Here is a 25,455-nt window from a genome sequence, read left to right on the forward strand (position 1 = left end):
GGGGTCAGCAGGTCCGGGCGATCACGATGTCCAACGGGTGCGGCACGTGGCCGTCGACGGCGATGTCGCGCAGATGGTCGAGCACGGCGTCGCGGACGGCGTCGGTCATCGCCGCCGTGCGGGCGCCGACCAGGAAGTCGAACACCGCCTCACCCCGGCCGGCCGGGTCGGCGAGTACGTCGACGACGTCGAGGCGTCCGTGCACGGTCTCGGTGCGGACGTCGAGCCCGCGCAGCACGAGCTCGGCGAGCACGTCACCGGAGAACCACGGCCGGTGCCCCTCCCACGGGCACAGCAGCTCGGTGAGCACGCACAGCGGTTCGAGCGGGGCCGTCGCCGCGACGAACAGGCCCCCCGGGCGCAGCAGCGCGAGCGCGTGGTCGACGCAGGCTCCGAGGTCGTCGACGTAGTAGAGCGAGTGGACGAAGTGCACGAGGTCGGCGGGCGAGCCCGGGTCGTGGTCGGCGAAGTCCCCGATGACCACCGACGGCGTCAGCGCGTCGGCGGGCAGCGCGGCCAGCCGGCCGGCGAACCCCATCGCGGACGGGGCATGCGGCTCGACCCCGGTGTAGTGGACGCGGCGCCCGCCCGCGGCGAGTGCGGCGGCGAACGGGGCGTCGACGCTGCCGTCCCCCACCCCGACCCCGACGACCCGCACCGGGTCGCACCCGTCCAGCAGCGGCGGCAGCGCCGCGGTCATCCAGTCCTGCAGTCGGGGGCGCTGGTCGCTCGCCGCCTCGTACACCGCGTGGGTGAGGGCGTACCGCTCACCGGTCAGCGCAGGTAGGGAGCCCGCGGCGCGCACCTCGTCGCGCAGGCGGTCGAGCGGGAGGGTCGAACCCGGGATGGTCACACCTCAACGTAGGTGCGCGATGCGGTCGCGGCGCGGCGAACGCCGTGGTTGGGTTCCGGGGTGACCCTCCCCGACACCGCCCGACGCAGCCTGGACCACTGGAGCGAGGCGGGGCGCGCGGAGATGGAGGCGTTCTACGCCCTCGCCACCGAGGACTACCGGCAGCTCGCCGAGGCCCGCGACTGGGCCGCCGACCTGCGCGACCACACCCTCGACGGCCGGATCCGGCTGCTCGACGTGGCGTGCGGCAGCGGGAAGTTCCCGGCCGCGCTGCTGCGCAGGGGCCTGCCGGCGCGGCCGCCGGTCGCCGTCGACCTGCTCGACCCGTCCGGGTTCAGCCTCGCCGAGGCCCGCGCCGTGCTGCGCACCCCGTTCGCCGCGGCGGCCGAGCACGAGCTGCTCCTGCAGGACTTCCGGGCCGAACGGGCCTACGACGTCGCCTGGGCCACCCACGCCCTCTACGCGCTGCCGCCCGACCAGCTCGCCGCGGGCGTCGCGCGGATGGTGGCGGCGTTGCGGCCCGGCGGGTTCGGGGTCGTCGCGCAGGCCTGCGCGCGGTCGCACTACCTCGCGTTCTACGAGGCGTACCGGGCCCAGTTCGCCCCCGACGTCACCCCGTACACCGACGCCGAGGGCGTCGCCGACGCGCTGGGCGCGGCCGGTGTACGGCCGACGATCGTGCCGCTGCACTACACGACGGGGTCCGCCGACCGCGGCGTCGTCGAGGGCTTCCTGCAGCGCTGCGCGTTCGACTCCGCCGTGTCGCTGGAGGCGATGGAGGCCGACGGGCCGCTCGGTTCCTACCTCGCCGGCTGCCGCGACGCCGAGGGCGCCTACACCTTCACCCACGTCACGCACCTCATGACCTGGGAGAACCGGTGAACCCCCGGCTCTCCGCCGCCACCGCGGCCGGCGCGTCCTCCGACGTGGCAGTGGAGTGGGACCGCGGCAACGACCAGTGGTGGGACTGGTACATGTCACTGGCCGACGGCCCCGCGCCGGACGGCCCGCTGACCGACCCGGCGCCGCACGACCCCGGCCCGCTGCCCGGCGACGACGCGCTCGCCGCCGAGCTGGCGCAGCCCTACCCGCTCACCGCCGACCAGGTCGCGGCCTACCGCGCGGAGTCGTTCGTCAAGCTGCCCGGGGTGCTCTCGCCGGGCGGTCTGGAACGGCTGCGGATCCGGCTGCGCGCGATGCTCGACGCGGCCGTCGACCCGTCGGTGGGGTTCCAGAGCCTGGAGATGATGTGGCTCGAGGACCCGCTGCTGCGCGCCGCGGTGCTCTCGCCGCGGATCGGCGGCATCGCCGCCGGGCTGCTCGGCGTCGACGGGGTGCGGCTCTACCACGACAACGCGCTGTCCAAGGAGCCCGGCGCCGGTCGCACGCCCTGGCACTTCGACGCCCACCACTTCCCGCTGGCCTCCGCCGACGTGCTGACGGCCTGGATCCCGCTGCAGCCCACGCCACGGGAGATGGGGCCGCTGGCGTTCGCCCGGGGCGCCGACACCTGGCGGCTGGTGGCCGACGTCGAGTTCGACAAGCACGGCACGACCTACGACCGCGGGGTGTCCGAGGTGTTCCGGGCGCGCGCGGTGGACGTCGAGGACGGGCCGTTCGCGGCGGGCGAGATGAGCTTCCACTCCGCCCACTGCTTCCACACCGCGGGTGCCAACCGCACCACCGTGCCCCGCATGGTGCTCGCCACCACCTACTTCGCCGACGGCGTGCGCATCGTCGACGCCCCGACGATGGTGAGCGGCGACTGGCGCAAGTTCGTGCCCGGCGCGACCCCGGGAGCGGTCGTGGCCAGCCCCTGCAATCCCCTGCTCTGACGCCGCGTCTTACCGACGAGTAGGTTCGGGCGATGCGGGTGCTGATGGTGTCCTGGGAGTACCCCCCGGTCGTGGTCGGCGGGCTGGGCAGGCACGTGCACGCGCTGGCCACCGCGCTCGCCGCGGCGGGGCACGAGGTCGTCGTGCTGTCGCGGCACCCCGCGGGCAGCGACGCCGAGACCCACCCCACCACCGACGCCACGGCGGACGGGGTGCGGGTGTTGCGGGTCGCCGAGGACCCCGCGCACCTGGAGTTCGCGCGCGACATGGTGGCGTGGACGCTTGCCATGGGCCACGCGATGGTCCGCGCCGCGCTGACCCGCCTGGGCGGCTGGGTGCCCGATGTCGTGCACGCCCACGACTGGCTCGTCGCCCACCCCGCGATCGCGCTCGCCGACGTGCTGGGCGCCCCGCTCGTCGCCACGATCCACGCCACCGAGGCGGGCCGCTTCGCGGGCTGGCTGTCCTCGCCGGTGAGCCGCCAGGTGCACTCCACGGAGTGGTGGCTGGCGAACCGCGCCGACGCCGTCGTCACCTGCTCGGCGGCGATGCGGGCCGAGGTGGCCGAGCTGTTCGACCTCGACCCGGAGCCGATCACGGTGCTGCACAACGGGATCGAGCCCCGCGGCTGGCGCGTCCCGCGGCGCCGGGTGGCCGCCGCCCGCGCGCGGCACGCCCCCGACGGCACGCCGCTGCTGCTCTACTTCGGCCGCCTGGAGTACGAGAAGGGTGTGCACGACCTGGTCGCCGCGCTGCCCCGCATCCGGCGCGCCCACCCGGGCACCCGGCTGCTGGTGGCGGGCACCGGCACCGCCACCGAGCTGCTCGACGACGCCGTGCGCACCCACCGCGTGCGGCGCAGCGTCGCCTTCCTCGGCCACCTGCCCGACGACGAGCTGGCGGCGCTGCTGGCGGGCGTCGACGCGGTGGTGCTGCCCAGCCGCTACGAGCCGTTCGGCATCGTCGCGCTCGAGGCGGCCGCGGCGGGGGCGCCGCTGGTGGCCTCGAGTGCGGGCGGGCTGGGCGACATCGTGGTCGACGGCGTCAGCGGGGTGTCCTTCCCGCCCGGCGACGTGGCCGCGCTCGCCAGGGCGGTCGGCTCGGTGCTGGCCGACCCGGCGGCGGCGCGGCGCCGCGCCCGGGCCGCGCGGACGCGGCTGGGCGCGGAGTTCGACTGGACCCGCATCGCGGCGGCGACGGCCGAGGTCTACGCGCGCACGCCTGCGGGCGGGCCGAGGGAGCTGGCCCGCCCGAAGATCCCCACGGGGAACGTGTTCGGCCGCTGACTCTCAGGCGGCCTCGGCCGCGATGACCTTCGCGGCGGCGTCGGGGTACTCGGCGACGAGCTCGCGGATCAGGTCGTCACGGCCCTCCGCGACGGCCTCGTTGACGGCGACGGTGTAGGTCGCCTCGAGCTCCTGCAGGAGGGCGACGGTGCGGTCGTTCATCGGGAGCTCCTTCGGGGTGGGTGAGCGCTCACACCGGTCCAACGGCCGGCACGAGCCCACTGTTTCCGACCCGGACGCAGCTCACATCGATTCAGTGCGGGCGATCCGTTCCTGCACCGCGGCGGCGGTCTTGCGGGCGATGTCGGCGACGGCGGCGCGCTCGGCGGCGGCGGCGCGGTAGTCGTCGAGGCGGTTGCGCACCACCCGCGCCGGGGCCCCGACCGCGATCGAGTACTCCGGGACCTCCCCGCGGGCCACGGCGTGCGCGCCCAGCACCGATCCGCGGCCGACCCGGGTGCCGCGCAGCACCGACACCTTGGTGCCGATCCAGCAGTCCGGCCCGATCCGTACGGGGGTCTTGACGATGCCCTGGTCCTTGATCGGGATCGTCACGTCGTCGATGCGGTGGTCGAAGTCGGTGACGTAGACCCAGTCGGCGACGATCGTGGCCGCCCCGATCTCGACGTCGAGGTAGCAGTTGACGGTGTTGTCCTTGCCGAACACGACCTTGTCGCCGATCCGCAGCGATCCCTCGTGGCAGCGCAGCGAGTTGCCGTCGCCGATGTGCACCCAGCGCCCGATCTCCAGCCGCCCGTACCCGGCGCGGGCGTGCAGCTCCACCCGCTTCCCGAGGAACACCATGCCGCGCAGCACCACGTGCGGGTTCGCCGCGCGGAAGCGCAGCAGCCGCCAGTAGCGCACCAGGTACCAGGGCGTGTACGCCCGGTTCCGCAGCACCCAGCGCAGCGAGGCGACGGTGAGGAAGCGGGCCTGCCGCGGGTCGCGGCGCCCCCTCCAGCGCTCGCGCAGCGGCGACCCCCACATGCTGGTCATGGAGTGGAACCCTAATCCGGCGGGTAGTCCCCACCATGAGCCGCCCGAACGAGGAACTCGACCGCGAGGTCTCCCGCCGCGTCGACCACCCCACCGCCGCCGACCCCGGCGACGCCCGGGTACACGCCGCCGCCGACCCGTCCACCGAGCAGGCCCCCGACACCGACCCCGGGGGCTCCGGCGGCACCACCGAGCGCGCCGCCCACGACCTCGACGGCGACGACGACAGCGAGCCCACCCGCTCCGAGTGAGGCGCGGGCGGCCGCGGTCTCCGCGGCGCCCGGCATGCCGGTCCGCGCCCCCACCTCCCGGACCGGCAGCGCCGCGGCCGTCACGGCCGGGCGCACCGCGGCGAGTAGCCCGTCGCCCGCGGGCAGGTACCGCCTTACGCTCCTCCCCATGCCGATCCCGTTGATCATCGACACCGACCCCGGGGTCGACGACGCCGTCGCGCTGATGCTCGCCGTCGCGTCACCGGAGGTGGACCTGCGGGCCGTCACCACCGTCTTCGGCAACGTCGCGCTGCCGCAGACCACCCGCAACGCCGGGCGGGTGCTCGCGCTGGCCGGTCGCACGGGCGTGCCCGTGGCGGCGGGGGCGGCCCGGCCGCTGGTGCACGACCGCGCCGAGCGTGCCGAGCAGTGGCACGGCGGCGACGGCCTGGGCGGGCGCGCGGACGCCCTGCCCGACCCCACCGCCGCACCCGACGCGCGCGGCGCGGTCGCGGTGATGGCCGCGGTGCTGCGGGAGGCGGCCGAGCCCGTCACGATCGCGCCGATCGGCCCGCTCACCAACGTCGCGCTGCTGCTCGCGGTGCACCCCGAGCTGGCGCCGCGGATCGGGCGGATCGTGTGGATGGGCGGCTCGCTGGGCGCGGGCAACGTCACCGGGGCCGCGGAGTTCAACGCCCACTGCGACCCCGAGGCGGCCCACCGCGTGCTCACCCAGGCCGACGTGCCCGTCACGATGGTGCCGCTCGACCTCACCCACCGCTGCCCGGCCGGGCCCGACTGGCTCGCGGCGCTGGCCGCGGGCGGGCCCCGCGGGCACGAGCTGGCCCAGGTCGTCGGGCACTACCGCGTGGCCTTCCGGGCCCGCCACGGCGTCGACGCGGTGGCCCTGCACGACGCCGTCGCCGTCCTGGAGGCGATCGCGCCCGGGACGCTGCGCACCGACCCCACACCCCTCGCGGTGGCCTGCGACCTGGGCCCCGCCCGCGGCGCCACCGTCCCCGGCGGCACCGGTCCCGCCGTCGCGGTGGCCGTGGACGCCGACGTCGGGGCCGTGCTGGGCGCGGTCCTGGAGCGGGTGGGCCGGCTCGGGTGACTCAGGCCAGCCCGTGCTCGATCGCGTACCGGACGAGCGCGGCGCGGTTGGTCACCGGGAGCTTGCCCAGCAGGTGCTGCACGTGGTTCTCCACCGTGCGCGGCGAGAGCCCGAGCCGGGTGGCGATCTGGCGGGCCGTCAGCCCCTCGACGACGAGCCGCAGCACGTCGGACTCGCGGGCGGTCAGGTGCACGTCCGCGGCGGCGGGCAGGCCGCGGGCCTCCAGCACGACGGCCGCGAGCCCGGGCCCGTAGGCCGGCTCCCCGGCGGCCATGCGCGTGACGGCGTCCAGGACGTCCCACGGGCGACCGGTGTCGACGACGAAGCCGATCGCGCCCGCGCGGACCGCGGCCAGCACCTCGACGTGCTCGCCGGAGTCGGACACCGCCAGCACCGCGAGGCCCCCGTCGCTGGCCGCGCCGACCGCGGCGAGCGCGCCCGGACCGGCCAGGTCGACGACCAGCACGTCGGGGGCCAGCCCCAGCGCCCGTTCCACCGAGTCGACGGCGCCGAGGACCGTGACCCCGCCGGAGCGCAGCACCTCGGCGCGGGCGGGCGGGCCGTGCAGGAGCACCGCGGACACCGGACTTCCCGCGGTCATGACCCGATCCTGCCATCCCGGACACGACGCCCGACCCCCCGACACGCCGCGTCACCCGTCCGGTACGCAGCGTCGTCATCGGTCCGTGGTCAGTCGTCGGCGAGCCCCTGGTCGATCGCGTAGCGCACGAGCTGCACGCGGTTGTGCAGCTGGAGCTTGCGCAGGGTGTTCTGGACGTGGCTCTCCACGGTGCGGTGCGAGACCGTCAGCCGCTCGCCGATCTGGCGGGCGGTGAGCCCCTTGGCGACCAGCCGCAGCACCTCGGTCTCGCGCTCGGTCAGCACCGGGGCCTCCTGCGCTGCGGGCTCCCCGGCCAGCCGCCGGTACTCCCCCAGCACCAGCCCCGCCAGCCCGGGGGTGAACACCGGAAACCCCGCCGCCGTGCGCCGGACCGCGGCGATCAGCTCCTCGACCCCCGCCGACTTCACCAGGTAGCCGGTGGCCCCCGCCTTGACCGCCTCCAGGACGTCGGCCTGCTCGCCGCTCTGCGACAGCACGAGCACGCGGGTCTCCGGCAGCGTCGCGAGGATGCCCTCGATGGCCTCGACCCCGGAGGTGGCGCCGAGGTTGAGGTCCATCAGCACCACCTGGGGCCGGGCGGCCGGGGCGATCCGCACGGCCGCCGCGGCGTCCGGGGCCGTCGCGACGACCGTCAGGCCACGCTCGGTGAGGTCGCGCGCCACGCCCTCGCGCCAGATCGGGTGGTCGTCGACGACCATCACGGTGATCTCGTCGTCGGTCATGCCTGCTCCCTCACCATCCGGACGATCCACTCGGTACCGCGGCCGGGACCGGTCTCGCAGCTGATCGTGCCCCCCAGGTCGCGCACCCGCCCGACCATCGACCGCGCCACCCCGAGCCTGCCCTGCCGCTCCGCCTCCGCGAGCCGCCCCTCGGGGATGCCCGGGCCCTCGTCGCGCACGCTGATCTCCACCTCGCGCCCCATGTCCTCGACGAGCACCCAGGCGGGCGCGTCCGGCCCCACGTGCAGCGCCACGTTGGCCAGCGCCGCCCCGACCACCGCCACCAGCTCGTCGACGGCGTGCGCGGGCAGCGGCACCGGGTGCGCCGGGGTCGAGACGCTGACGCGGGCCGAACCCAGCATCCGCAGCGCGTCGGCGAGGTCCCGGTCGCCGTGACCGTCGGTCGGGGCACCGCCCGTGGTGAGCAGCGTGCGCAGCGCGACCTCCTGCTCCCCGGCCAGCGCCGCGAGCGTCCCGGCGTCCCCGCCCAGGGCGGCACCGCGGCGGTGGACGTAGCCGAGCACCTGCAGCACGCCGTCGTGGACGGCCCGGGCGAGCCGCTCGCGCTCGGCCATCGCGGCCTGGGCCGCGACCGCGGCACTCAGCCGCCGCGCCTGGCGGCGCAGCACCGTCGAGGCGAACCCGATGCTGACGGCGACGAGCACGATGAGCTGGATGTCGCCGACCTCGTCCTGCCAGCGCGCCGACACCGCCAGCAGCACCGTGCACAGCAGCACCGCGCCGCCCAGCCCGCCGCGCACCCCGTAGGCCAGCGCGCAGGCCAGTACGGCGCACGGCGTCCAGATGGAGCCCGAGACCGGGGCGTCGGCGGCGATCTGCGCGGGCGTCTGCACCAGCGGCGTCGTGGCGATCACCCCGCAGGTGACGGCCAGGTCGGCGAGCGCGAGACGGCCCCGCGGCCGCCCGCCGAAGTAGCCGCGGGCGAGGTACGCCGTCCACGCCGCCATGACCGCCTGCACGGCGACGGCGCCGGCCGGGGAGGCGTGGTCGTCGAGGGTCCACAGCACGACGGCGGTCGTGCTGAGCAGGGTGAGCACGCGGTAGAACAGCAGCCCGCGCCACAGCGGTTCGAGCGGGCGCTCGCTCACGGCGTGCGGGTCCCGGCCGGCCACACGCACGGCGACTCCCCCACCAGCACGACCCCGCCCCCCTGCGACACCCGGACGTCCAGAAGGTAGCCGCCCGCGGCCCGCACCTCGACGCCCGCCGCGCCGCTCGCGAGCACCTCCCCGGCGCGCGCGGCCGCGGCCAGCAGCGCCCCCGGGTCCCCCGGCACCCGCAGCTCCACGCGCGGGCGCACCTGGCGGCTGTCCGGCCCGACGCCCAACCAGCGGCACCCGGCCCCCTGCCCGTCGACCGGGTCCCCGGCGCCCCCGATCCCGACCACGAGCCCCGTCAGGTGCGCCCGGGCCTGCGCGAGGGTCTCGGTCGGCCCCGACTGCACGGCCAGCAGCCCCGCGGCGACGGCGAGCACCACGGCCAGCACCGCGCTGACGACGCAGGCGATCACGGGGAGGCGTCTGCGCAGTCCGGTCACGCCCGCCATCCTCACGCGCGCGGGCCCGCGGGCGGATCCGTAGGACTACCCGGCCGGCTTCGTCCCGGTGACCAGCGCGTTGTAGAACCAGGCCCGCGGCACGACGCGGGAGAGCACGTGCTCGTCGAGCCAGGACAGCCGCTGCCAGCCGCGGTAGGCGAACATCGCCCAGCGCATCCCGAGCTTGCCCGGCGGCACCGCGGCCTCGAAGGTGCGCACCGGCCAGCCCAGCATCGCGGCGCTGAACTCCTCGGTGACCACGCGCGCGTCCGGCGCCCCGGCCCGGCGGGCGGTGTCCTCCAGCGTGGCGGGGTCGAAGACGTGGATGTCGACGAGCGCCTCCAGCGCCGCGGCCCGGCTCGACTCGTCGAGCTCGGTCTGCGGCCGCCGCCACCCGCTCAGCGCGGGCAGCCTCGTCAGCGTGGTGGTCGCCTTCCAGGTCAGCGCGCCCAGGCGCCGGGCGTAGGCGTCGCCGACGCGGGTGGGCTCGCCCGCGAAGACGAACCGCCCGCCCGGCCTGAGCACCCGCAGCACCTCGCGCAGGGCCAGCTCGACGTCGGGGATGTGGTGCAGCACGGCGTGCCCGACGACGAGGTCGAACGTGGCGTCGTCGTAGGGGATGCGCTCGGCGTCGGCGACGCGGCCGTCGACGTCGAGACCGAGGTGCCCGGCGTTGCGCAGTGCGGCGGCGACCATGCCCGGCGACAGGTCGGTGACCGAGCCCCGCGTCGCCACCCCGGCCTGCATGAGGTTGAGCAGGAAGAACCCGGTGCCGCTGCCCAGCTCCAGCGCCCGCCCGTAGGGCCATCCGGTCTCGCCCGCGACGAGCCGGAAGCGGTCGGCGGCGTAGGTGATGCAGCGCTCGTCGTAGGAGATCGACCACTTGTCGTCGTAGGAGCCGGCCTCCCAGTCGTGGTAGAGCACGTTCGCGAGCTTGGCGTCGTGCCGCGCCGCCTCCACCTCCTCGGCGGTGGCGTGCGGGTTCGGCAGCGGCTCCGTACTCATGGGTAACACCCTATCCACGGGCGGGAACGGGGCCCGCACACCGCGGGGTGGGTGTGTGCGGGCCCGGGGGGCTCAGCGCCCGGTGAACTCCGCCTTGCCGGGGCCGTTGGCCACGAAGGAGTCCATGCCGATCTTCCGGTCGTCGGTGGCGAACAGCGCCGCGAACACCTCGGCCTCCAGGTCGAGCCCGGTGCGCAGGTCGACGTCGAGCCCGCCGTCGATGGCCTTCTTCGCCGCGGCCAGCGCCACGGCGGGGGCGGCGACGAACTGCTCGGCCCAGCGACGGGCGGCGGAGTAGACCTCGTCGGCCGGCACGACCTCGTCGACCAGGCCGATCTCCAGCGCCTCCTGCGCCTTCACCATGCGCCCGGTGAAGATCAGGTCCTTGGCCCGCGGCGCCCCGATCAGCCGGGTGAGCCGCTGCGTGCCGCCGCCGCCGGGGATGATGCCGAGCAGGATCTCGGGCTGGCCGAGCTTGGCGTTGTCGCCGCAGACGCGGCGGTCGCAGCCCAGCGCGACCTCCAGGCCGCCGCCGAGCGCGTACCCGGTGATGGCCGCGACCGTGGGCTTGGGGATCGAGGCGAGCGCGCCGAACCCCGCCGAGAGCCGGCGGGCGACCACCGACATGTCGGCGTAGGTCATGTTCGCCATCTCCTTGACGTCGGCGCCCGCGGCGAGCACCTTCTCCCCGCCGTAGAGCACCACCGCGCGGACGTCGGCGCGCTGCGTGGCCTCGGCGGCGACGACGAGCAGCTCCTCCTGCACCTGACGGCTGATGGCGTTCATCGGCGGGCGGTCCAGCCGGATCGTCCCGACCCCACCCTCGACCTCGAGCTTCACGAATTCGGTCACGGGACCAGACCCTAGATCAGCGCAGCCACGCGGTGTAGCGGCCGCGGCGGCGCAGGACCCCGAGCGGCAGCCCGAAGGTGGCCGTCAGGTTCTCGTCGGTGAGCACGTAGTCGAGCAGGCCCGCGGCGACCACCGCGCCGTCGCGCATGAGCAGGCCGTGGCTGTAACCGACCGGGATCTCCTCGACGTGGTGGGTGACCAGGACCGAGGCGGGCGCGTCGGGGTCGGCGGCCAGCGCGGTGAGCCGGGCGACCAGGTCCTCGCGGCCCCCGAGGTCCAGCCCGGCGGCCGGCTCGTCGAGCAGCAGCAGCTCGGGATCGGTCATCAGCGCCCGGGCGATCAGGGTGCGCTTGCGCTCGCCCTCGCTCAGCGTGCCGAACGTGCGGTCGGCCAGTGCGCGCACGCCGAGGGCGTCGAGCAGGTGGTCGGCGCGGTCGGTGTCGGCGCTGTCGTAGTCCTCCCGCCAGCGGCCCAGCACCCCGTACCCGGCGCTGACGACGACGTCGCGCACGGTCTCGTCGTTCGGGACCCGCAGGCCCAGCGCCGCGGACGTCAGGCCGATCCGGGTGCGCAGCTCCGCGAGGTTCACCCGCCCGATCCGCTCCCCCAGCACGTGCACCGTCCCCACGGACGGGTGCAGCTCGGCCGCCGCGAGCCGCAGCAACGTGGTCTTGCCCGCGCCGTTGGGGCCCAGCACGACCCAGCGCTCGTCGAGCTCGACGCGCCAGTCGACGTCGCGCAGCAGCGTGGCGGGGCCACGGCGCACGCTCACCCCGTCGACGCGGACGACGAGGTCGGTGAGATCGGGGGCGGGCGCAGGGGATTCGGGAGCAGCCACCGGCCCATCCTCGCCGATCGTGGCGGCCGGGCCGCGAGGCGCCCTCTATCCTGACCCGTCGTGCCGGTCTTCCCCCTGGGTTCCCATGTCGACGACACCGGGGTGCGGTTCGCCGTCGCCTCCGCGAGCGCCGAGTCCGTCGAGGTCTGCCTCATCGACGGGGCCGACGGGACCCTCACCGAGCGGCGGGTGGAGCTGACCGAGCGCACGTTCGGCGTCTGGCACGGGCACGTCCCCGGCGTGGCCGCGGGCCAGCGGTACGGCTACCGGGTGCACGGCCCGTACCGGCCGTGGCAGGGCCTGCGCGCCAACCCGGCGAAGATCCTGGTCGACCCCTACGCCCGACGGATCACCGGCCGGGTGACCGACCTGGACGCCGCCCGCGGCTGGGTCGACGACCCGATGACCGGGGCGTCGAACGAGCGCGACTCGCTGGGCCACGTGCCGCTCTCGGTCGTCACCGGCCCCGACGGGGCGCCCGCGCACCCGCGCCCGGACGTGCCGTGGTCGGAGACGGTGATCGCCGAGCTGCACGTGCGCGGCTACACGAAGTGCCACCCCGAGGTCCCGCCCGAGCACCGCGGCACCTACCTCGGCCTCGCGCACCCCGCGGTCACCGGGCACCTGCGCCGGATCGGCGTCACCGCCGTCGAGCTGCTGCCCGTCACCTCCATCGCCGACGAGCCGCCGCTGCTGGAGCGCGGCATGCCCAACTACTGGGGCTACGCCACGCTCGGCTTCCTCGCCCCGCACGCCGGGTACGCGAGCGTGCCGGGTGCCGAGGTGGCGGAGTTCGCCGTGATGGTGGAGGCGCTGCACGCCGCGGGCATCGAGGTGATCCTCGACATCGTCCCCAACCACACCGCAGAGGGCGGCGTCGGCGGCACCACGCTGTCCTACCGCGGCCTCGACGCCCCCGCCTACTACTCGCTCGGCGGCAACGGCCACGACGCCGACATCACCGGCACCGGCAACACCCTCGACGCCGGTTCCCCCACCGTCATCCGGCTGGTGTGCGACGCGATGCGGCACTGGGTGACGGCGTTCGGCGTCGACGGGTTCCGGATCGACCTGGCCTCGGTGCTGGGCCGGCCGCGCTCGGGCACGTTCGACCCGCACGCCCCGCTGCTGACGGCGATCGCGACCGACCCCGTGCTCTCCCGCGTCAAGCTGATCGCCGAGCCGTGGGACGCCACCGGCGAGGGCTACCGCGTCGGCGGGTTCGGCGTCGCCTGGTCGGAGTGGAACGGCCGGTTCCGCGACGCCGTGCGCGACTTCTGGCGCGGCCACGGCGGCATCGGCGAGGTCGCCTCCCGGCTCACCGGGAGCTCCGACCTCTACGCGGCCAGCGGGCGGCGGCCGTGGGCGTCGGTCAACTTCGTCACCGCGCACGACGGGTTCACCCTGCGCGATCTCGTGTCCTACGACCGCAAGCACAACGAGGCCAACGGCGAGGGCAACCGCGACGGCACCGACGACAACCGGTCGCAGAACTTCGGCGTGGAGGGCCCGACGACGTCGCCGGTGGTGGCGGGGCGCCGGCTGTCGACCGCGCGGGCGGTGCTCGCCACGATGCTGCTGTCCACCGGCACCCCGATGCTGCTCGGCGGCGACGAGCTGTGGCGCACCCAGGGCGGCAACAACAACGCCTACTGCCTCGACGACCCGACCTCCTGGGTCGACTGGACGCCCGGGCCCGCGCCGGCGTCGATGACGGCGTTCACCGCGCGGCTCACCGCGATCCGGCGCAGCTCCCCCGCGCTGCACCGCGACAGCTTCTACCGCGACGGGGAGATCCTCTGGTGGCACCCGGCCGGGCGACGGCTGCGCGGCCACGACTGGCACGACGGCGGCCTGCACAGCCTCGGCCTGCAGCGCGGCGAGTGGCTGCTGCTGCTGCACGCCGGGGCGGACGCGCTGGCCGTGACCCTGCCCCCCGACGGCCCCTACCGCCCCGAGCTGGACTCCACCCGGCCCGACGGCGTGCCCGCGGGCACGAGGCCGGTCCCGGGGGGTGCGACGATCACCCAGCCCCCCCGCTCGCTGCTGCTGCTGCGCATCCCCTGACCCGGAGGTCGTGCCCGTGCTCCGTACGGCCGCGACGGCCGCCGCGCTCGTCCTGCTCGCCGTGCTGGTGCCGGGCGCCGCACGGGCGGCCGAGGTCTACCCCGGGCTCGACCTCGACGCCGCGCTGTCCGCGCTGGAACGGGCGCCGGTCCACCGCGTGCCCGGCGCGCAGGCCCGGCTCGACGAGGCGGCGCTGCGCCCCCTGCTCGACCCGGACACCCGCGTGCTCGTGACCCCCTACGCGCCGCTGGAACTGCCCCTGGCGCAGCGCTACGACCTCGTCGACCGGCCGCTGGCCGGCTGGGCCCGCGACCGCGACCTCGACGTCGTGCTGGTCACCGGCACGCGGGTGCGGATCGTCGGCGAGGCCACCGTCGGTGCGTCGGCGCTGGACGACCTGCGCGAGAACCTGGCCCACCTCGACGTCACCGCGTAGGTACGGTTCGCGCTGACCTACCTGCGCACCGGCGAGGAGGTCGACCTCGGCGCGCCGTCGGGCGGCGTCGAGGACCCGGCCGAGCGCGACGCCGTGCTGGCCGGCCTGCGGGAGAGCCGGGTCGTCGCGACGGGGACGGCGCCGGGCACGGGACCGGGGGACCCGCTCGTCGACGGCCCGTGGATCGACGACCTGCTGCCCGGTGGCCGGGTGCGGATCGCCGCCCTGCCGGCGCTGGATGCCGGCGCACCGGACCGGGACCTGCTCGCGGCGCTGTCGGCGGCGTACCCGGACGAGGTCGTGCTGGTGCAGCGCGGGCGGTGGCTGGAGGCCGCCGGGCCCGATCCGGTCGAGGTCCGCTCGGCGCGCGACTACGTGCTGGGCCGCTACGAGGACATCATCCTCGACCGGACGCTGCCCCCGCGGGCGCTGGCCTCGCAGTTCCTGGAGCGGCTGGCCCTGCTGCGCTCCGGCGAGCCGTTCGGCCGCCCGCGGCCCGAGCCGGTCGTCGCCGACACCGTGGTGGCGCGATGGGCGGGGCCGGTCGCGGTGGGTGCGGCGGCCGCACTCGGGCTCGCCGCGCTGCTGGCCGCCGGGGTCGCGGCCCGCCGCCGGGCCGCGGCCGCCGCCGCGCTGGGCCGCGAGGAGCGGGCGCGGGCCACGGCCGAGCTCGCCGCGCTCGACGCCGCGATCCTCGACGACGCCGTGGTCGGCGACCGGGCGGCCGCCGCGGCCGAGCGGCGCGACACCGCCTACGCCCTGCTCGAGCACGCCCGCGAGCCCGGCGAGTTCCGGGTGGCGCGGGAGGCCGCCGAGCAGGGCCGGGCACTGCTGTCCGGGCGCGGCAGGTGAGTGCGCGGCGCCGCGGGCGGCCGCGGTCCGGCTCGCCGCGGCGCGAGCGCCGGGTGCCGCCGCACCGCCCCCCGGTCCGCCGCGGCACCCGGTGGCTCGTGCTCGCGCTGGCGCTCGCCGCGGCCGCAGGCCAGTTCGTCGTCTCCTGGACCTTCGACGACGGGGCCCGCCGCGACGTCGACGCCCTCCACTCCGACTCGGTGTGGATCGAGCCGGGCTCCCCCGCCGTCCTCGACGCCGGGCGGGCGCGGCAGGTGATCGGCGACCGGCCGATCGTGGCCGCGGTGCTGCCGCCGTCGGAGGACACCTTCGACCGCTGCGAGGACGTCGTCGCCCGCCACGACGACGTGGTGGCGTTCGTGTGGACCGCCCCCGACAGATCGGCGATCTGCGTCGGCGACGGTTTCCCCGACCCCGACCTGGGCGAACAGGCCGACCGCCGCACCGCCGTCGACTGGCTGGAACGGGTGATCCTGGACGCGAGGTTCTCCTCGCGGTACCGCGTCGACGAGGCGCTGCCCGACCGCACCGCGCAGCTCGAGGAGCTGGTGCTCGCCTTCGACGCCGCCGTCCCCGACGCCTACGCCGACGGGGTGGACCGCCGGGAGCTCTCGGCGTCGCCCCAGGTGGGGCTGGAGATCGCGGTGCGGCTGCTGGCGACGGTGGCCGCGGTCGTCGTCGGGTTCGTCGTGCTGCGCCTGGCGGTGCTGCGGGTGGCGGCGGGCCGGGCCCGGCGCCGGTCGCTGCGCACCCGGCGGCTGGAGCAGCTTGCCCGCACCGCCCGCCTGGCCGACGCCGTGCTCGCCGAGCAGCCCGACGACCCCGGACGCGCCCGGGCCCGGGCCGACGCCGCGGGTCGCTACGTGCTCGTGCTGGCCGGGGTGGAGGCTGCGCGCGACGAACCCGCCCTCGACGCCGCCGACGCCGAGCTCACCGCGCTGGAGCGGACGCTGCGGGTGGGCCGGTGACCGGGGTGCTGGTGGGCGCCGCGGCCGCCGCCGTCCTCGTCGCCGGTGCGCTGGTGCCGCTGCTGCGCCGCGTCCCCGGCAGGCGCGCCGCGCGGGCGGGCGCCCGGTCGGCCCACGCCCGGCTCGGGCACCTCCTCGCGACCGTCGACGCCGACCCGGACCTCGCCCGGCGGGCGAACGAGCGTTGGACGACCGCGGGCGCCCTGCTGGCGCGCGCGGAGTCGGCCGCGGACCTCGCCCTTGCCGAGCGGACCGCCGCGGAGGGGATCGCGCTGCTCGCCCGGTCCTGACGACGCCGCTATCCTCGCCCCATGCCGCGCTACGACTTCCGCTGCCGCGAGTGCGCGGACACCTTCGAGGTCAGCCGCCCGATGAGCGAGTCCGGCGCCCCGGCGACCTGCCCCGCGGGCCACGCCGACACCGTCAAGCTGCTCACCACGGTGGCCGTCGGCGGCCTGAGCGGGGGCGGTCGCGCCCCGGCGCGGGCGGGCGCGGGCGGCGGCGGAGGGTGCTGCGGCGGCGGCTGCTGCGGCTGACGGTGACGCCGGGCCGACGCCCGGATGACGATCTCCCTCCCGGTGATCAACCGGTCACGCCCTGCCCATATCCTCCGCCCGGCCGGGGCGGCCCGCGCCCGGACGAGGGAGCGGGCGGGACCCCGGCACGAGCAGAGGGACGGCACATGAGCACTCTCACCGGCGGCAGCAGCCTGGCCGCGGGCCGGGCGGGGATCATCTCCGCCAACGGCCGCTACACGTTGGCCCTGCAGGCCGACGGCAACCTGACCCTCACCGACGCCGCGGGCACCGTCGCCTGGGACACCGGCACCGCGGGCAAGGACGCCGCCCGCGCCGACATGCAGGCCGACGGCAACCTCGTGCTCTACACCGCCGACAACGGCGTCGTCTGGGCTTCGGGCAGCGACGCCCCCGGCGGCGTCCTGGAGCTCCAGGACGACCGCAACCTGGTGATCTACAAGGCCGACCGCTCGGTCGCGTGGTCGCCCAACTCCTACGTCAGCGAGGCCGACAAGGCCGCCCTCGACGCCGCCGAGGCGCGGGGCCGCGCCGAGGCGCAGGCGGCCGCCGCGGCCGCGGCCACCCCGCCGCCCGCTCCGGAGCGCCGCTACACCGTGCAGCGCGGCGACTCGCTGTCGAAGATCGCCAAGCAGTTCTACGGGAACGCGAACGACTACATGCGCATCGCGCAGGCCAACAACATCGCGAACCCCGACCTGATCCACCCGGGGCAGGACCTGCTCATCCCCTGATCCCCGTGTTGCAGGAAGGCCACCTTCATGCAGCTAGATGGCGTGAAGGTGGCCTTCCTGCAATTCCGCGGCGTACTCAGCCCGCCAGCACCACCTTGCCGAGCTCCGCGGAGCTCGCCAGCAGCGGGTGCGAGGGCAGCACGCGCACCGTGTAGCCGGTGAGCCCGGCGTGCGGCAGCGGGACGACGGCCTCGAACCGCTGCCCCGCCCCGTCCGCGGGCCCGACGTACTTCATCGCCGCCGTGCGCTTGCGCGAGTCGAGCTGGTCGGTCTCGTCGACGGGCCCGACCACGGCTTCGACGACGACGTCGGCCGGGTCGAGCCCGGCCAGCTCCACCACCGCGCGCACCGTCATCGGGGCCCCGACGACCGGCGTGTCCGGCAGCCCGGAGGCGTCGACGCCCACGACCTGCACCCGGTTCCAGGCGTTGCCGAGCCGGGACCGGTAGGCGGCCAGCTCGCGGGCCGGGCCGAAGGAGTCCGCGACGATCCCGGCCGCGGCGCGGGCGGCCGGGGCGTAGAGCGTCTCGGTGTACTCCTGCACCATCCGCGCGGCCTGCACCTGCGGGCGCAGCGTGGTCAGCGTGTGGCGCACCAGCTCGACCCAGCGGGGCGGCACGCCGTCGACGCGGTCGTAGAACGCCGGGCCGACCTGCGTGGCCAGCAGCTCGTAGAGCGCGTTGGCCTCCAGGTCGTCGCGGCGGGTGGGGTCGGTGATGCCGTCGGCGGTGGGGATGGCCCAGCCGTTGGCGCCGTCGTAGAACTCGTCCCACCAGCCGTCGCGGATCGACAGGTTGAGCCCGCCGTTGAGCGCCGACTTCATGCCCGAGGTCCCGCACGCCTCCAGCGGCCGCAGCGGGTTGTTCAGCCAGACGTCGCAGCCCCAGTAGAGGTAGCGGGCCATCGACATGTCGTAGTCGGGCAGGAACGTGATGCGGTGGCGCACCGCCGGGTCGTCGGCGAAGCGCACGATCTCCTGGATCAGCGCCTTGCCGCCGTCGTCGGCGGGGTGCGACTTCCCGGCGACGACGAGCTGCACCGGCCGGTGCGGGTCCAGCAGCAGGTCGCGCAGCCGGTCCTTGTCGCGCAGCATCAGCGTGAGCCGCTTGTAGGTGGGCACGCGGCGGGCGAAGCCGACGGTGAGCACGTTGTCGTCGAAGACGTGCTCGGTCCAGCCCAGCTCGGGCAGCGACGCGCCACGCTGCAGCCACGCCTCGCGCACCCGGCGGCGCACCTCGGCCACCAGCCGCGCGCGCAGGGCGGTGCGCAGGTCCCACAGCTGCGCGTCCGACGGCGGGGCGGTGTCGTCCCCGGGGGCCCCGATCAGCTCGGTGATCTCCCGGGCCTCCCAGGTGGCCCCGTGCACGCCGTTGGTCACCGACCCGATCGGCACCTCGTCGGCGTCGAAGCCCTCCCACAGCCCGCCGAACATGCCGCGCGAGACGGCGCCGTGCAGCTGCGAGACGCCGTTGGCGCGCTGCGCGAGCCGCAGCCCCATGTGCGCCATGTTGAACATGTTCGGGTTGTCCTCGGCCCCGAGCGCGAGCACCCGGTCCATCGGCACGCCGGGGAGCAGCGAGGTCCCGAAGTAGTGCTGCACCATGTCGACGGGGAACCGGTCGATGCCCGCGGGCACCGGCGTGTGCGTGGTGAACACCGTGCCCGCGCGGACCGCCGCCAGCGACTCGTCGAAGGACAGGCCGTGGGCGTCCTGCAGCTCGCGGATGCGCTCCAGGCCCAGGAACCCGGCGTGCCCCTCGTTCGTGTGGAACACCGCGGGTTGCGGGTGGCCGGTGGCCTCGCAGAACGCGCGGACGGCCCGCACGCCGCCGACCCCGACCAGGATCTCCTGGCGGATGCGCTGGTCCTGGTCGCCGCCGTAGAGCCGGTCGGTGACGCCGCGCAGGTCGGGCTCGTTCTCCTCGATGTCGGAGTCGAGCAGCAGCAGCGGCACCCGCCCGACGGCGGCCTGCCAGACGCGCGCGTGCAGCGTGCGCCCGGCCGGCATGGCGATCGTGACCAGCACCGGGCCGCCGTCCGCGCCGGTGACCAGCTGCAGCGGCAGGCCCTGCGGGTCGAGCGCCGGGTAGTGCTCGAGCTGCCAGCCGTCCAGCGACAGCGACTGGCGGAAGTAACCGGAGCGGTAGAGCAGCCCGACCGCGATCAGCGGCACGCCGAGGTCGGAGGCGGCCTTGAGGTGGTCGCCGGCGAGCACCCCGAGGCCCCCGGAGTAGTTCGGGAGAACCTCGCTGACGCCGAACTCCATCGAGAAGTAGCCGACGGCCGCGGGCAGCGTCTCGTCGTCCTCGCGCTCGGACTGGTACCAGCGGTCGCCCGCGAGGTAGGCCTCCAGGTCGTCGGCGAGCTCCCGCACGGTGACGACGGTGTCGGCGTCCTTCGCGAGCACCTCGAACCGCTCCGTCGGGATCTCGCCGAGCAGCCGGACCGGGTCGTGGCCCGCCCGTTCCCATGCGTCGGGGTCCAGGGCGGCGAACAGGTCCTGGGTCGGCGGATGCCAGCTCCACCGCAGGTTGGTGGCCAGCGCCTGCAGGGGCGCGAGCGCGGGGGGCAGCTGGGCGCGCACGGTGAAACGGCGAAGGGCTCTCACGCGCGGCAGGATAGATGAATCGATCGCGGGATCGTTCAAGCATCGGTCCCGGAGGGCCAGGTGACGATCACGTGAACGCTGCGGAATCGGTTCCGACCCGTTCCTTCCGTGGCTGGACCGGGTAGGTACGGTTGTGACTCACGCGACGGCTGCTCAGTGGGGGTGTGTGCCGAGATGACCGGACGAATCGGGATCGACGACGTCACGCCCTCGGTCAGCGGGGGCCGCCAGGCCGCCAAGGCCGCGGTCGGGGAGGTCGTCCCGATCACCGCCGCGGTGTGGCGCGAGGGGCACGACGCCGTCGCGGCGAACGTCGTCTGGAAGAAGGTCGGCAGCAAGGGCGCGGCGCACCACGTGCGCATGGAGCCGGTCGGGATCGGCGGAGACACCTTCGCCGCCTCCGTCGCCGCCGACGAGCCGGGCATGTGGACCTTCCGGGTCGACGCCTGGAGCGACCCGTGGGCCACCTGGCGCCACGCCGTCACGAAGAAGATGGAGGCCGGCCAGTCCCCCGACGAGCTGGCCAACGACCTGGAGATCGGCGCCCGGCTGCTGCAGCGCGTGGGCCGCCGACCGGCCGAGCGCGGCAACCGCGACCTGCTCTTCGGCGCCGCCAACGCCCTGCGCGACACCGCGCTGCCGCTGCACGCCCGCGTCGCCCCCGCGCTGTTCCCCGCCGTGCAGCAGATCATGACCGAGCGCCCGGTCCGCGAGCTGATCACCCGCGGCCGCGCGCAGCAGGTCTACGTCGACCGCGAGCGCGCCCTGTTCGGCTCCTGGTACGAGTTCTTCCCCCGCTCCACGGGCGGGCGCGACGAGACCGGCCGCGCCGTGCACGGGTCGTTCGTCACCGCCGCCAAGCAGCTCGACCGCGTGGCCGCGATGGGCTTCGACGTCGTCTACCTGCCGCCGATCCACCCGGTGGGCACGAAGCACCGCAAGGGCCGCAACAACAACGTCAACGCCGGGCCCGGCGACGTCGGCTCGCCGTGGGCGATCGGCTCGGCCGAGGGCGGGCACGACGCGATCGACCCCGAGCTCGGCACGCTGGAGGACTTCGACGCGTTCGTGGCGCGCACCCAGGACCTGGGCATGGAGGTCGCGCTCGACTTCGCGCTGCAGTGCGCACCCGACCACCCCTGGGTCGAGGAGCACCCGGAGTGGTTCACCGTGCGCCCCGACGGCTCCATCGCCTACGCGGAGAACCCGCCGAAGAAGTACCAGGACATCTACCCGATCAACTTCGACAACGACCCGGCCGGCATCTACGCCGAGTCGCTGCGGGTGGTGCTGCACTGGGTCGAGCACGGCGTCAAGATCTTCCGCGTCGACAACCCGCACACCAAGCCGCCGAACTTCTGGCACTGGCTGATCTGGCAGGTCAAGTCCCGCCACCCCGAGGTGCTGTTCCTGGCCGAGGCGTTCACCCGCCCGGCCCGGATGTTCGGGCTGGCCCGGCTGGGCTTCACCCAGTCCTACAGCTACTTCACCTGGCGGGAGACCAAGGCCGAGCTCACCGAGTTCGCGCTGATGCACGCCGAGCGCGCCGACGAGGCCCGGCCCAACACCTTCGTCAACACCCCGGACATCCTCCCGAAGCACCTGCAGACCGGCGGGCCGGGCATGTTCGCCATCCGCGCCACCCTGGCCGCCACCATGTTCCCCACCTGGGGGGTCTACTCCGGGTTCGAGCTCTACGAGTGGGAGCCGGTCAAGCCGGGCAGCGAGGAGTACCTCAACTCCGAGAAGTACGAGCTGCGCCCGCGCGACTTCGAGGGCGCCGCGGCGGCGGGCCAGTCGCTGGAGCCCTACGTCACCCGGCTCAACGAGATCCGCAAGGCGCACCCGGCGCTGCAGCAGCTGCGCAACATCACCTTCCACCACGTCGACAACGACCAGATCATCGCCTGGTCCAAGACCGAGCCGGCCACCGGCGACACGGTGCTGGTGGTGTGCACCCTGGACTCCTACAACGCCCAGATCGGCACCACCTCGCTCGACATGCCGGCACTGGGCCTGGGCTGGAACGACCGGTTCACCGTGCACGACGAGGTGAGCGGCGAGACGTGGGAGTGGGGCCAGTTCAACTACGTCGACCTGCAGCCCTGGCACCACGTCGCGCACATCCTGCGGGTGCAGCGGGGCTGATCACGGCGCACCGGCCCCGCACGACGGGGCCGGTCCCGAACCGGAGCCGGTCCCGCCGTCTGAATCGTTCCCCGCCACGTGCTGTGGAGCGCCCGCCGTCCGATTAACCTCGCAGGCGATGAGTGACAAGGTCGAGCCGGGCGTCGTGGTCGAGCAGGACGCCGAGGACTACGGACACGCACGCACCCTCGACGTCGACCACGACTGGTACAAACGCGCCGTCTTCTACGAGGTGCTGGTCCGGGCGTTCAGCGACTCCAACCGCGACGGCACCGGCGACCTGCGGGGCCTGACGTCCAAGCTGGACTACCTGCAGTGGCTCGGCGTCGACTGCCTCTGGCTGCCGCCGTTCTACGACTCCCCGCTGCGCGACGGCGGCTACGACATCCGCGACTTCCGCTCGGTGCTGCCCGAGTTCGGCACCGTCGAGGACTTCGTCTACTTCCTCGACGAGGCGCACAAGCGCGGCATCCGGGTGATCACCGACCTGGTCATGAACCACACCTCCGACCAGCACCCGTGGTTCGAGGAGTCCCGCCGCAACCCCGACGGGCCCTACGGCGACTACTACGTCTGGTCCGACGACGACTCCCGCTACGCCGACGCCCGGATCATCTTCGTCGACACCGAGACCTCGAACTGGACCTACGACCCGGTCCGCGGGCAGTTCTACTGGCACCGCTTCTTCTCCCACCAGCCGGACCTCAACTACGACAACCCCGAGGTCCAGGAGGCGATGATCGAGGTCCTCCGGTTCTGGCTGGACCTGGGCATCGACGGGTTCCGGCTGGACGCGGTGCCCTACCTGTTCGAGCGCGAGGACACCAACTGCGAGAACCTCACCGAGAGCCACGACTTCCTCAAGCGGTGCCGCAAGGTGATGGACGTCGAGTACCCGGGCCGGGTGCTGCTCGCCGAGGCCAACCAGTGGCCCTCCGACGTCGTGGAGTACTTCGGCGACCCGGAGGTCGGCGGCGACGAGTGCCACATGGCGTTCCACTTCCCGCTGATGCCGCGGATCTTCATGGCGGTGCGGCGGGAGAACCGGTTCCCGATCTCGGAGATCCTCGCGCAGACGCCCGCGATCCCGGAGAACGCGCAGTGGGGCATCTTCCTGCGCAACCACGACGAGCTGACGCTCGAGATGGTCACCGACGAGGAACGCGACTACATGTACGCGGAGTACGCCAAGGACCCGCGGATGAAGGCCAACATCGGCATCCGGCGACGGCTCGCGCCGCTGCTGGACAACGACCGCAACCAGCTGGAGCTGTTCACCGCGCTGCTGATGTCGCTGCCCGGCTCGCCGGTCCTGTACTACGGCGACGAGATCGGCATGGGCGACAACATCTGGCTCGGTGACCGCGACGCCGTGCGCAGCCCGATGCAGTGGAGCCCCGACCGCAACGCCGGGTTCTCCATGTCCGACCCCGGCCGGCTCTACCTGCCGATCATCATGGACCCGCTCTACGGCTACCAGGCCGTCAACGTCGAGGCGCAGCTGAACTCGTCCACCTCGCTGCTGCACTGGACCCGCCACATGATCGAGATCCGCAAGCGGCACGCCGCGTTCGGCCTGGGCGAGTACCACGAGCTGGGCGGCTCGAACCCGTCCGTGCTCGCGTACATGCGGTCCCACGGCGACGACCACGTGCTCTGCGTCAACAACATGTCCCGCTTCCCGCAGCCGGTCGAGCTCGACCTCTCGGAGTGGCTCGGCTGCGCCCCGCACGAGCTCACCGGCGGCGTGCCGTTCCCGCGCATCGGCGAGCTCCCCTACCTGCTGACCCTGCCGGGGCACGGCTTCTACTGGTTCTCCATCACCCCGGCGGAGGGATCTGCGTGAACGAACTCCCCGACCTGCTCGCGACCTGGCTCCCGCGACAACGCTGGTTCGCCGCGAAGGGCCGCCCCGTCCGGTCGGTCACGGTGGTCGCCTCGACCCCGTTGCCGACCGGCGGCGAGCCGCTCGTCGACCACCTCCTGCTCGCCGTCGCCTTCGACGACGGCTCGCCGGTGCAGCACTACCAGCTGCACCTGGGCCGGCGCGAGCACTCGCGCGCCGACCTGGAGCACGTCGTCGTCGGCCACGTCGACGGCCTGGTCGCCTACGACGCGCTGTTCGACGTCGACTTCACGGCCTGGCTGATCGAGGCGCTCCGCGAGGGCCGCACCGTCGGCGAGCTCGCGTTCGTGCCGGAGCCCGGGGCCGAGATCGCGCACGGTGTGCCCGGGCGGGTGCTGGGCATCGAGCAGTCCAACACCTCGGTGTCGTGGGGGGAACGGTCGATCCTCAAGGTGTTCCGGCGCGTCGTGCCCGGGCTCAATCCCGACCTGGAGCTGCACCGCGCGCTGCGGTCGGTCGGCTCGCACGAGGTCGCGGCGCTGCAGGGCGCGATCGAGGGCACCCTCGACGGCGCACCGGCCACGCTCGGAATGCTGCAGGACTTCGCGGCCAACTCCGCGGACGGCTGGTCGATGGCCCTGGCCAGCGTCCGTGACCTGCTCGCCGAGGCCGACCTGCGCGCCGACGAGGTGGGTGGCGACTTCGCCGGCGAGGCCTCCCGGCTCGGCGAGACCATCGGCGTCGTGCACGACGAGCTGCGCCGCGCGCTGGGCACCGCCGAGCGCGACGCCCGCGAGATCGCCGCGGTGTGGCACCAGCGCCTCGCCGTCACCACCGCGGCGGTGCCCGCGCTCGCCCCGCACGTCGACGCCGTGCGGGCCACCTACGACGCCGTCGCCGGGATCGGCGCGCCGCTGCCCGCGCAGCGCGTCCACGGGGACCTGCACCTGGGTCAGACCCTGCGCACGCCCTACGGCTGGCTGGTCATCGACTTCGAGGGCGAGCCCGCCGCGCCGCTGTCGGAGCGGGTCCGGCCCGACTCGCACCTGCGCGACGTGGCCGGGATGCTCCGCTCGTTCGACTACGCCGCCTTCCACCAGATCCTGCTCTCGCACAGCGACGACGACACGCAGCTGGAGTGGCGGGCCAACGAGTGGGCCGCGCGCAACCGCTCGGCGTTCTGCGACGGGTACGCGCTGCGCGCCGGCGTCGACCCGCGCGAGCAGCGGATGCTGCTGCGGGCCTTCGAGCTGGACAAGGCCGTCTACGAGCTGCTGTACGAGACCCGCAGCCGCCCCGCCTGGGCGCCCATCCCGCTCGCCTCGATCGCCCGGTTGACGAGCGAGGAGTCCGGCCTCGCCCGTTAG

Annotated in this window: 26 protein-coding genes; 15 read left to right on the top strand and 11 right to left on the bottom strand. The window is 74.8% G+C overall.

The genetic code is table 11. From position 1 onward, the window contains the following. Positions 1-4 precede the first annotated feature (4 nt). A complete protein-coding gene (locus PHY01_RS07520) occupies positions 5-853 on the bottom strand; it encodes a methyltransferase (RefSeq protein ID WP_141277800.1) in 849 nt (282 codons plus the stop codon). A gap of 60 nt (positions 854-913) precedes the next feature. Between PHY01_RS07520 and PHY01_RS07525 the strand changes: the two genes are divergently transcribed. From PHY01_RS07525 to PHY01_RS07535, 3 genes are read left to right on the top strand one after another with little or no spacing between them, the layout of a single operon-like run. Further along, a complete protein-coding gene (locus PHY01_RS07525) occupies positions 914-1,735 on the top strand; it encodes a class I SAM-dependent methyltransferase (protein WP_141277801.1) in 822 nt (273 codons plus the stop codon). Beyond that, positions 1,732-2,688 carry a phytanoyl-CoA dioxygenase family protein gene (locus PHY01_RS07530; protein WP_141277802.1) on the top strand — a complete coding sequence of 319 codons (957 nt, stop codon included), beginning with the start codon at positions 1,732-1,734 and terminating at the stop codon, positions 2,686-2,688. Before PHY01_RS07525 ends, PHY01_RS07530 begins: the two co-directional genes overlap by 4 nt. A 32-nt stretch (positions 2,689-2,720) precedes the next feature. Next, a complete protein-coding gene (locus PHY01_RS07535) occupies positions 2,721-3,974 on the top strand; it encodes a glycosyltransferase family 4 protein (protein ID WP_141277803.1) in 1,254 nt (417 codons plus the stop codon). A 3-nt stretch (positions 3,975-3,977) separates the two neighbouring features. Here the strand turns inward: PHY01_RS07535 and PHY01_RS26310 are convergent, their stop codons facing one another. Next, positions 3,978-4,136, bottom strand: a complete 159-nt coding sequence (locus PHY01_RS26310; RefSeq protein WP_170183697.1) for a hypothetical protein — start codon at positions 4,134-4,136, stop codon at positions 3,978-3,980. An 81-nt stretch (positions 4,137-4,217) separates the two neighbouring features. Continuing rightward, positions 4,218-4,970, bottom strand: a complete 753-nt coding sequence (locus PHY01_RS07540; RefSeq protein ID WP_141277804.1) for an acyltransferase — start codon at positions 4,968-4,970, stop codon at positions 4,218-4,220. A 35-nt stretch (positions 4,971-5,005) separates the two neighbouring features. Here PHY01_RS07540 and PHY01_RS07545 point away from each other — a divergent pair, with 35 nt between their 5' ends. Together PHY01_RS07545 and PHY01_RS07550 are read left to right on the top strand one after the other, a co-directional pair. Beyond that, positions 5,006-5,221: a hypothetical protein gene (locus tag PHY01_RS07545; protein WP_141277805.1), complete on the top strand. Its 216-nt coding sequence runs from the start codon at positions 5,006-5,008 to the stop codon at positions 5,219-5,221. A 148-nt stretch (positions 5,222-5,369) separates the two neighbouring features. Next, a complete protein-coding gene (locus tag PHY01_RS07550) occupies positions 5,370-6,296 on the top strand; it encodes a nucleoside hydrolase (protein ID WP_141277806.1) in 927 nt (308 codons plus the stop codon). Between the two features lies 1 nt (position 6,297). Here PHY01_RS07550 and PHY01_RS07555 read toward each other — a convergent pair whose 3' ends face one another. The 7 genes from PHY01_RS07555 to PHY01_RS07585 all read right to left on the bottom strand — a co-directional run bounded on the left by PHY01_RS07555 (position 6,298) and on the right by PHY01_RS07585 (position 11,893). Further along, positions 6,298-6,897, bottom strand: coding sequence for a response regulator transcription factor (locus PHY01_RS07555; RefSeq protein WP_141277807.1), 600 nt, complete (start codon positions 6,895-6,897; stop codon positions 6,298-6,300). 89 nt (positions 6,898-6,986) lie between these two features. Next, positions 6,987-7,640 (bottom strand): response regulator, encoded by a 654-nt coding sequence (locus tag PHY01_RS07560; protein WP_141277808.1) that lies wholly within the window; start codon positions 7,638-7,640, stop codon positions 6,987-6,989. Further along, entirely contained in the window at positions 7,637-8,749 is a 1,113-nt protein-coding gene (macS, locus tag PHY01_RS07565) for a MacS family sensor histidine kinase (protein ID WP_141277809.1), read from the bottom strand. Before macS ends, PHY01_RS07560 begins: the two co-directional genes overlap by 4 nt. Further along, positions 8,746-9,198 (bottom strand): hypothetical protein, encoded by a 453-nt coding sequence (locus tag PHY01_RS07570; RefSeq protein WP_141277810.1) that lies wholly within the window; start codon positions 9,196-9,198, stop codon positions 8,746-8,748. The genes macS and PHY01_RS07570 overlap by 4 nt, the downstream gene beginning before the upstream one ends. A gap of 45 nt (positions 9,199-9,243) precedes the next feature. Beyond that, the gene (locus tag PHY01_RS07575; RefSeq protein WP_141277811.1) at positions 9,244-10,203 is read right to left on the bottom strand and encodes a class I SAM-dependent methyltransferase; all 960 of its coding nucleotides are present in this window, start codon (positions 10,201-10,203) and stop codon (positions 9,244-9,246) included. Between the two features lie 72 nt (positions 10,204-10,275). After that, positions 10,276-11,055 carry an enoyl-CoA hydratase/isomerase family protein gene (locus PHY01_RS07580; RefSeq protein WP_141277812.1) on the bottom strand — a complete coding sequence of 260 codons (780 nt, stop codon included), beginning with the start codon at positions 11,053-11,055 and terminating at the stop codon, positions 10,276-10,278. A 16-nt stretch (positions 11,056-11,071) separates the two neighbouring features. Continuing rightward, entirely contained in the window at positions 11,072-11,893 is an 822-nt protein-coding gene (locus PHY01_RS07585) for an ABC transporter ATP-binding protein (protein WP_141277813.1), read from the bottom strand. 60 nt (positions 11,894-11,953) lie between these two features. Between PHY01_RS07585 and glgX the strand changes: the two genes are divergently transcribed. From glgX to PHY01_RS07620, 7 genes are all read left to right on the top strand, one after another. Continuing rightward, positions 11,954-13,960 carry a glycogen debranching protein GlgX gene (glgX, locus tag PHY01_RS07590; protein WP_141277814.1) on the top strand — a complete coding sequence of 669 codons (2,007 nt, stop codon included), beginning with the start codon at positions 11,954-11,956 and terminating at the stop codon, positions 13,958-13,960. A 16-nt stretch (positions 13,961-13,976) separates the two neighbouring features. After that, a complete protein-coding gene (locus PHY01_RS07595) occupies positions 13,977-14,396 on the top strand; it encodes a hypothetical protein (RefSeq protein ID WP_141277815.1) in 420 nt (139 codons plus the stop codon). Between the two features lie 93 nt (positions 14,397-14,489). Then, the gene (locus tag PHY01_RS07600; RefSeq protein ID WP_141277816.1) at positions 14,490-15,248 is read left to right on the top strand and encodes a hypothetical protein; all 759 of its coding nucleotides are present in this window, start codon (positions 14,490-14,492) and stop codon (positions 15,246-15,248) included. Positions 15,249-15,301: 53 nt separating this feature from the next. After that, a complete protein-coding gene (locus PHY01_RS07605; RefSeq protein ID WP_141277817.1) occupies positions 15,302-16,216 on the top strand; it encodes a hypothetical protein in 915 nt (304 codons plus the stop codon). After that, positions 16,213-16,506: a hypothetical protein gene (locus tag PHY01_RS07610; protein ID WP_141277818.1), complete on the top strand. Its 294-nt coding sequence runs from the start codon at positions 16,213-16,215 to the stop codon at positions 16,504-16,506. The genes PHY01_RS07605 and PHY01_RS07610 overlap by 4 nt, the downstream gene beginning before the upstream one ends. A 21-nt stretch (positions 16,507-16,527) precedes the next feature. Further along, positions 16,528-16,752, top strand: coding sequence for an FmdB family zinc ribbon protein (locus tag PHY01_RS07615; protein ID WP_141277819.1), 225 nt, complete (start codon positions 16,528-16,530; stop codon positions 16,750-16,752). Positions 16,753-16,898: 146 nt separating this feature from the next. Beyond that, a complete protein-coding gene (locus PHY01_RS07620) occupies positions 16,899-17,486 on the top strand; it encodes a LysM peptidoglycan-binding domain-containing protein (protein WP_141277820.1) in 588 nt (195 codons plus the stop codon). Between the two features lie 76 nt (positions 17,487-17,562). Here PHY01_RS07620 and glgP read toward each other — a convergent pair whose 3' ends face one another. After that, positions 17,563-20,094, bottom strand: coding sequence for an alpha-glucan family phosphorylase (glgP, locus tag PHY01_RS07625; RefSeq protein ID WP_141277821.1), 2,532 nt, complete (start codon positions 20,092-20,094; stop codon positions 17,563-17,565). A gap of 174 nt (positions 20,095-20,268) precedes the next feature. On the opposite strand from glgP, the gene PHY01_RS07630 reads away from it, so the two are divergent. The 3 genes from PHY01_RS07630 to PHY01_RS07640 all read left to right on the top strand — a co-directional run bounded on the left by PHY01_RS07630 (position 20,269) and on the right by PHY01_RS07640 (position 25,455). After that, on the top strand, positions 20,269-22,242 hold the full coding sequence (locus PHY01_RS07630) for an alpha-1,4-glucan--maltose-1-phosphate maltosyltransferase (RefSeq protein WP_141277822.1): 1,974 nt from the start codon (positions 20,269-20,271) through the stop codon (positions 22,240-22,242). A gap of 118 nt (positions 22,243-22,360) precedes the next feature. Beyond that, positions 22,361-24,088: a maltose alpha-D-glucosyltransferase gene (treS, locus tag PHY01_RS07635; protein WP_141277823.1), complete on the top strand. Its 1,728-nt coding sequence runs from the start codon at positions 22,361-22,363 to the stop codon at positions 24,086-24,088. Beyond that, positions 24,085-25,455, top strand: coding sequence for a maltokinase N-terminal cap-like domain-containing protein (locus PHY01_RS07640; protein WP_246085757.1), 1,371 nt, complete (start codon positions 24,085-24,087; stop codon positions 25,453-25,455). Before treS ends, PHY01_RS07640 begins: the two co-directional genes overlap by 4 nt.

Origin of the sequence: Pseudonocardia hydrocarbonoxydans, from assembly GCF_006539565.1 — a bacterium.
Taxonomy (GTDB): domain Bacteria; phylum Actinomycetota; class Actinomycetes; order Mycobacteriales; family Pseudonocardiaceae; genus Pseudonocardia; species Pseudonocardia hydrocarbonoxydans.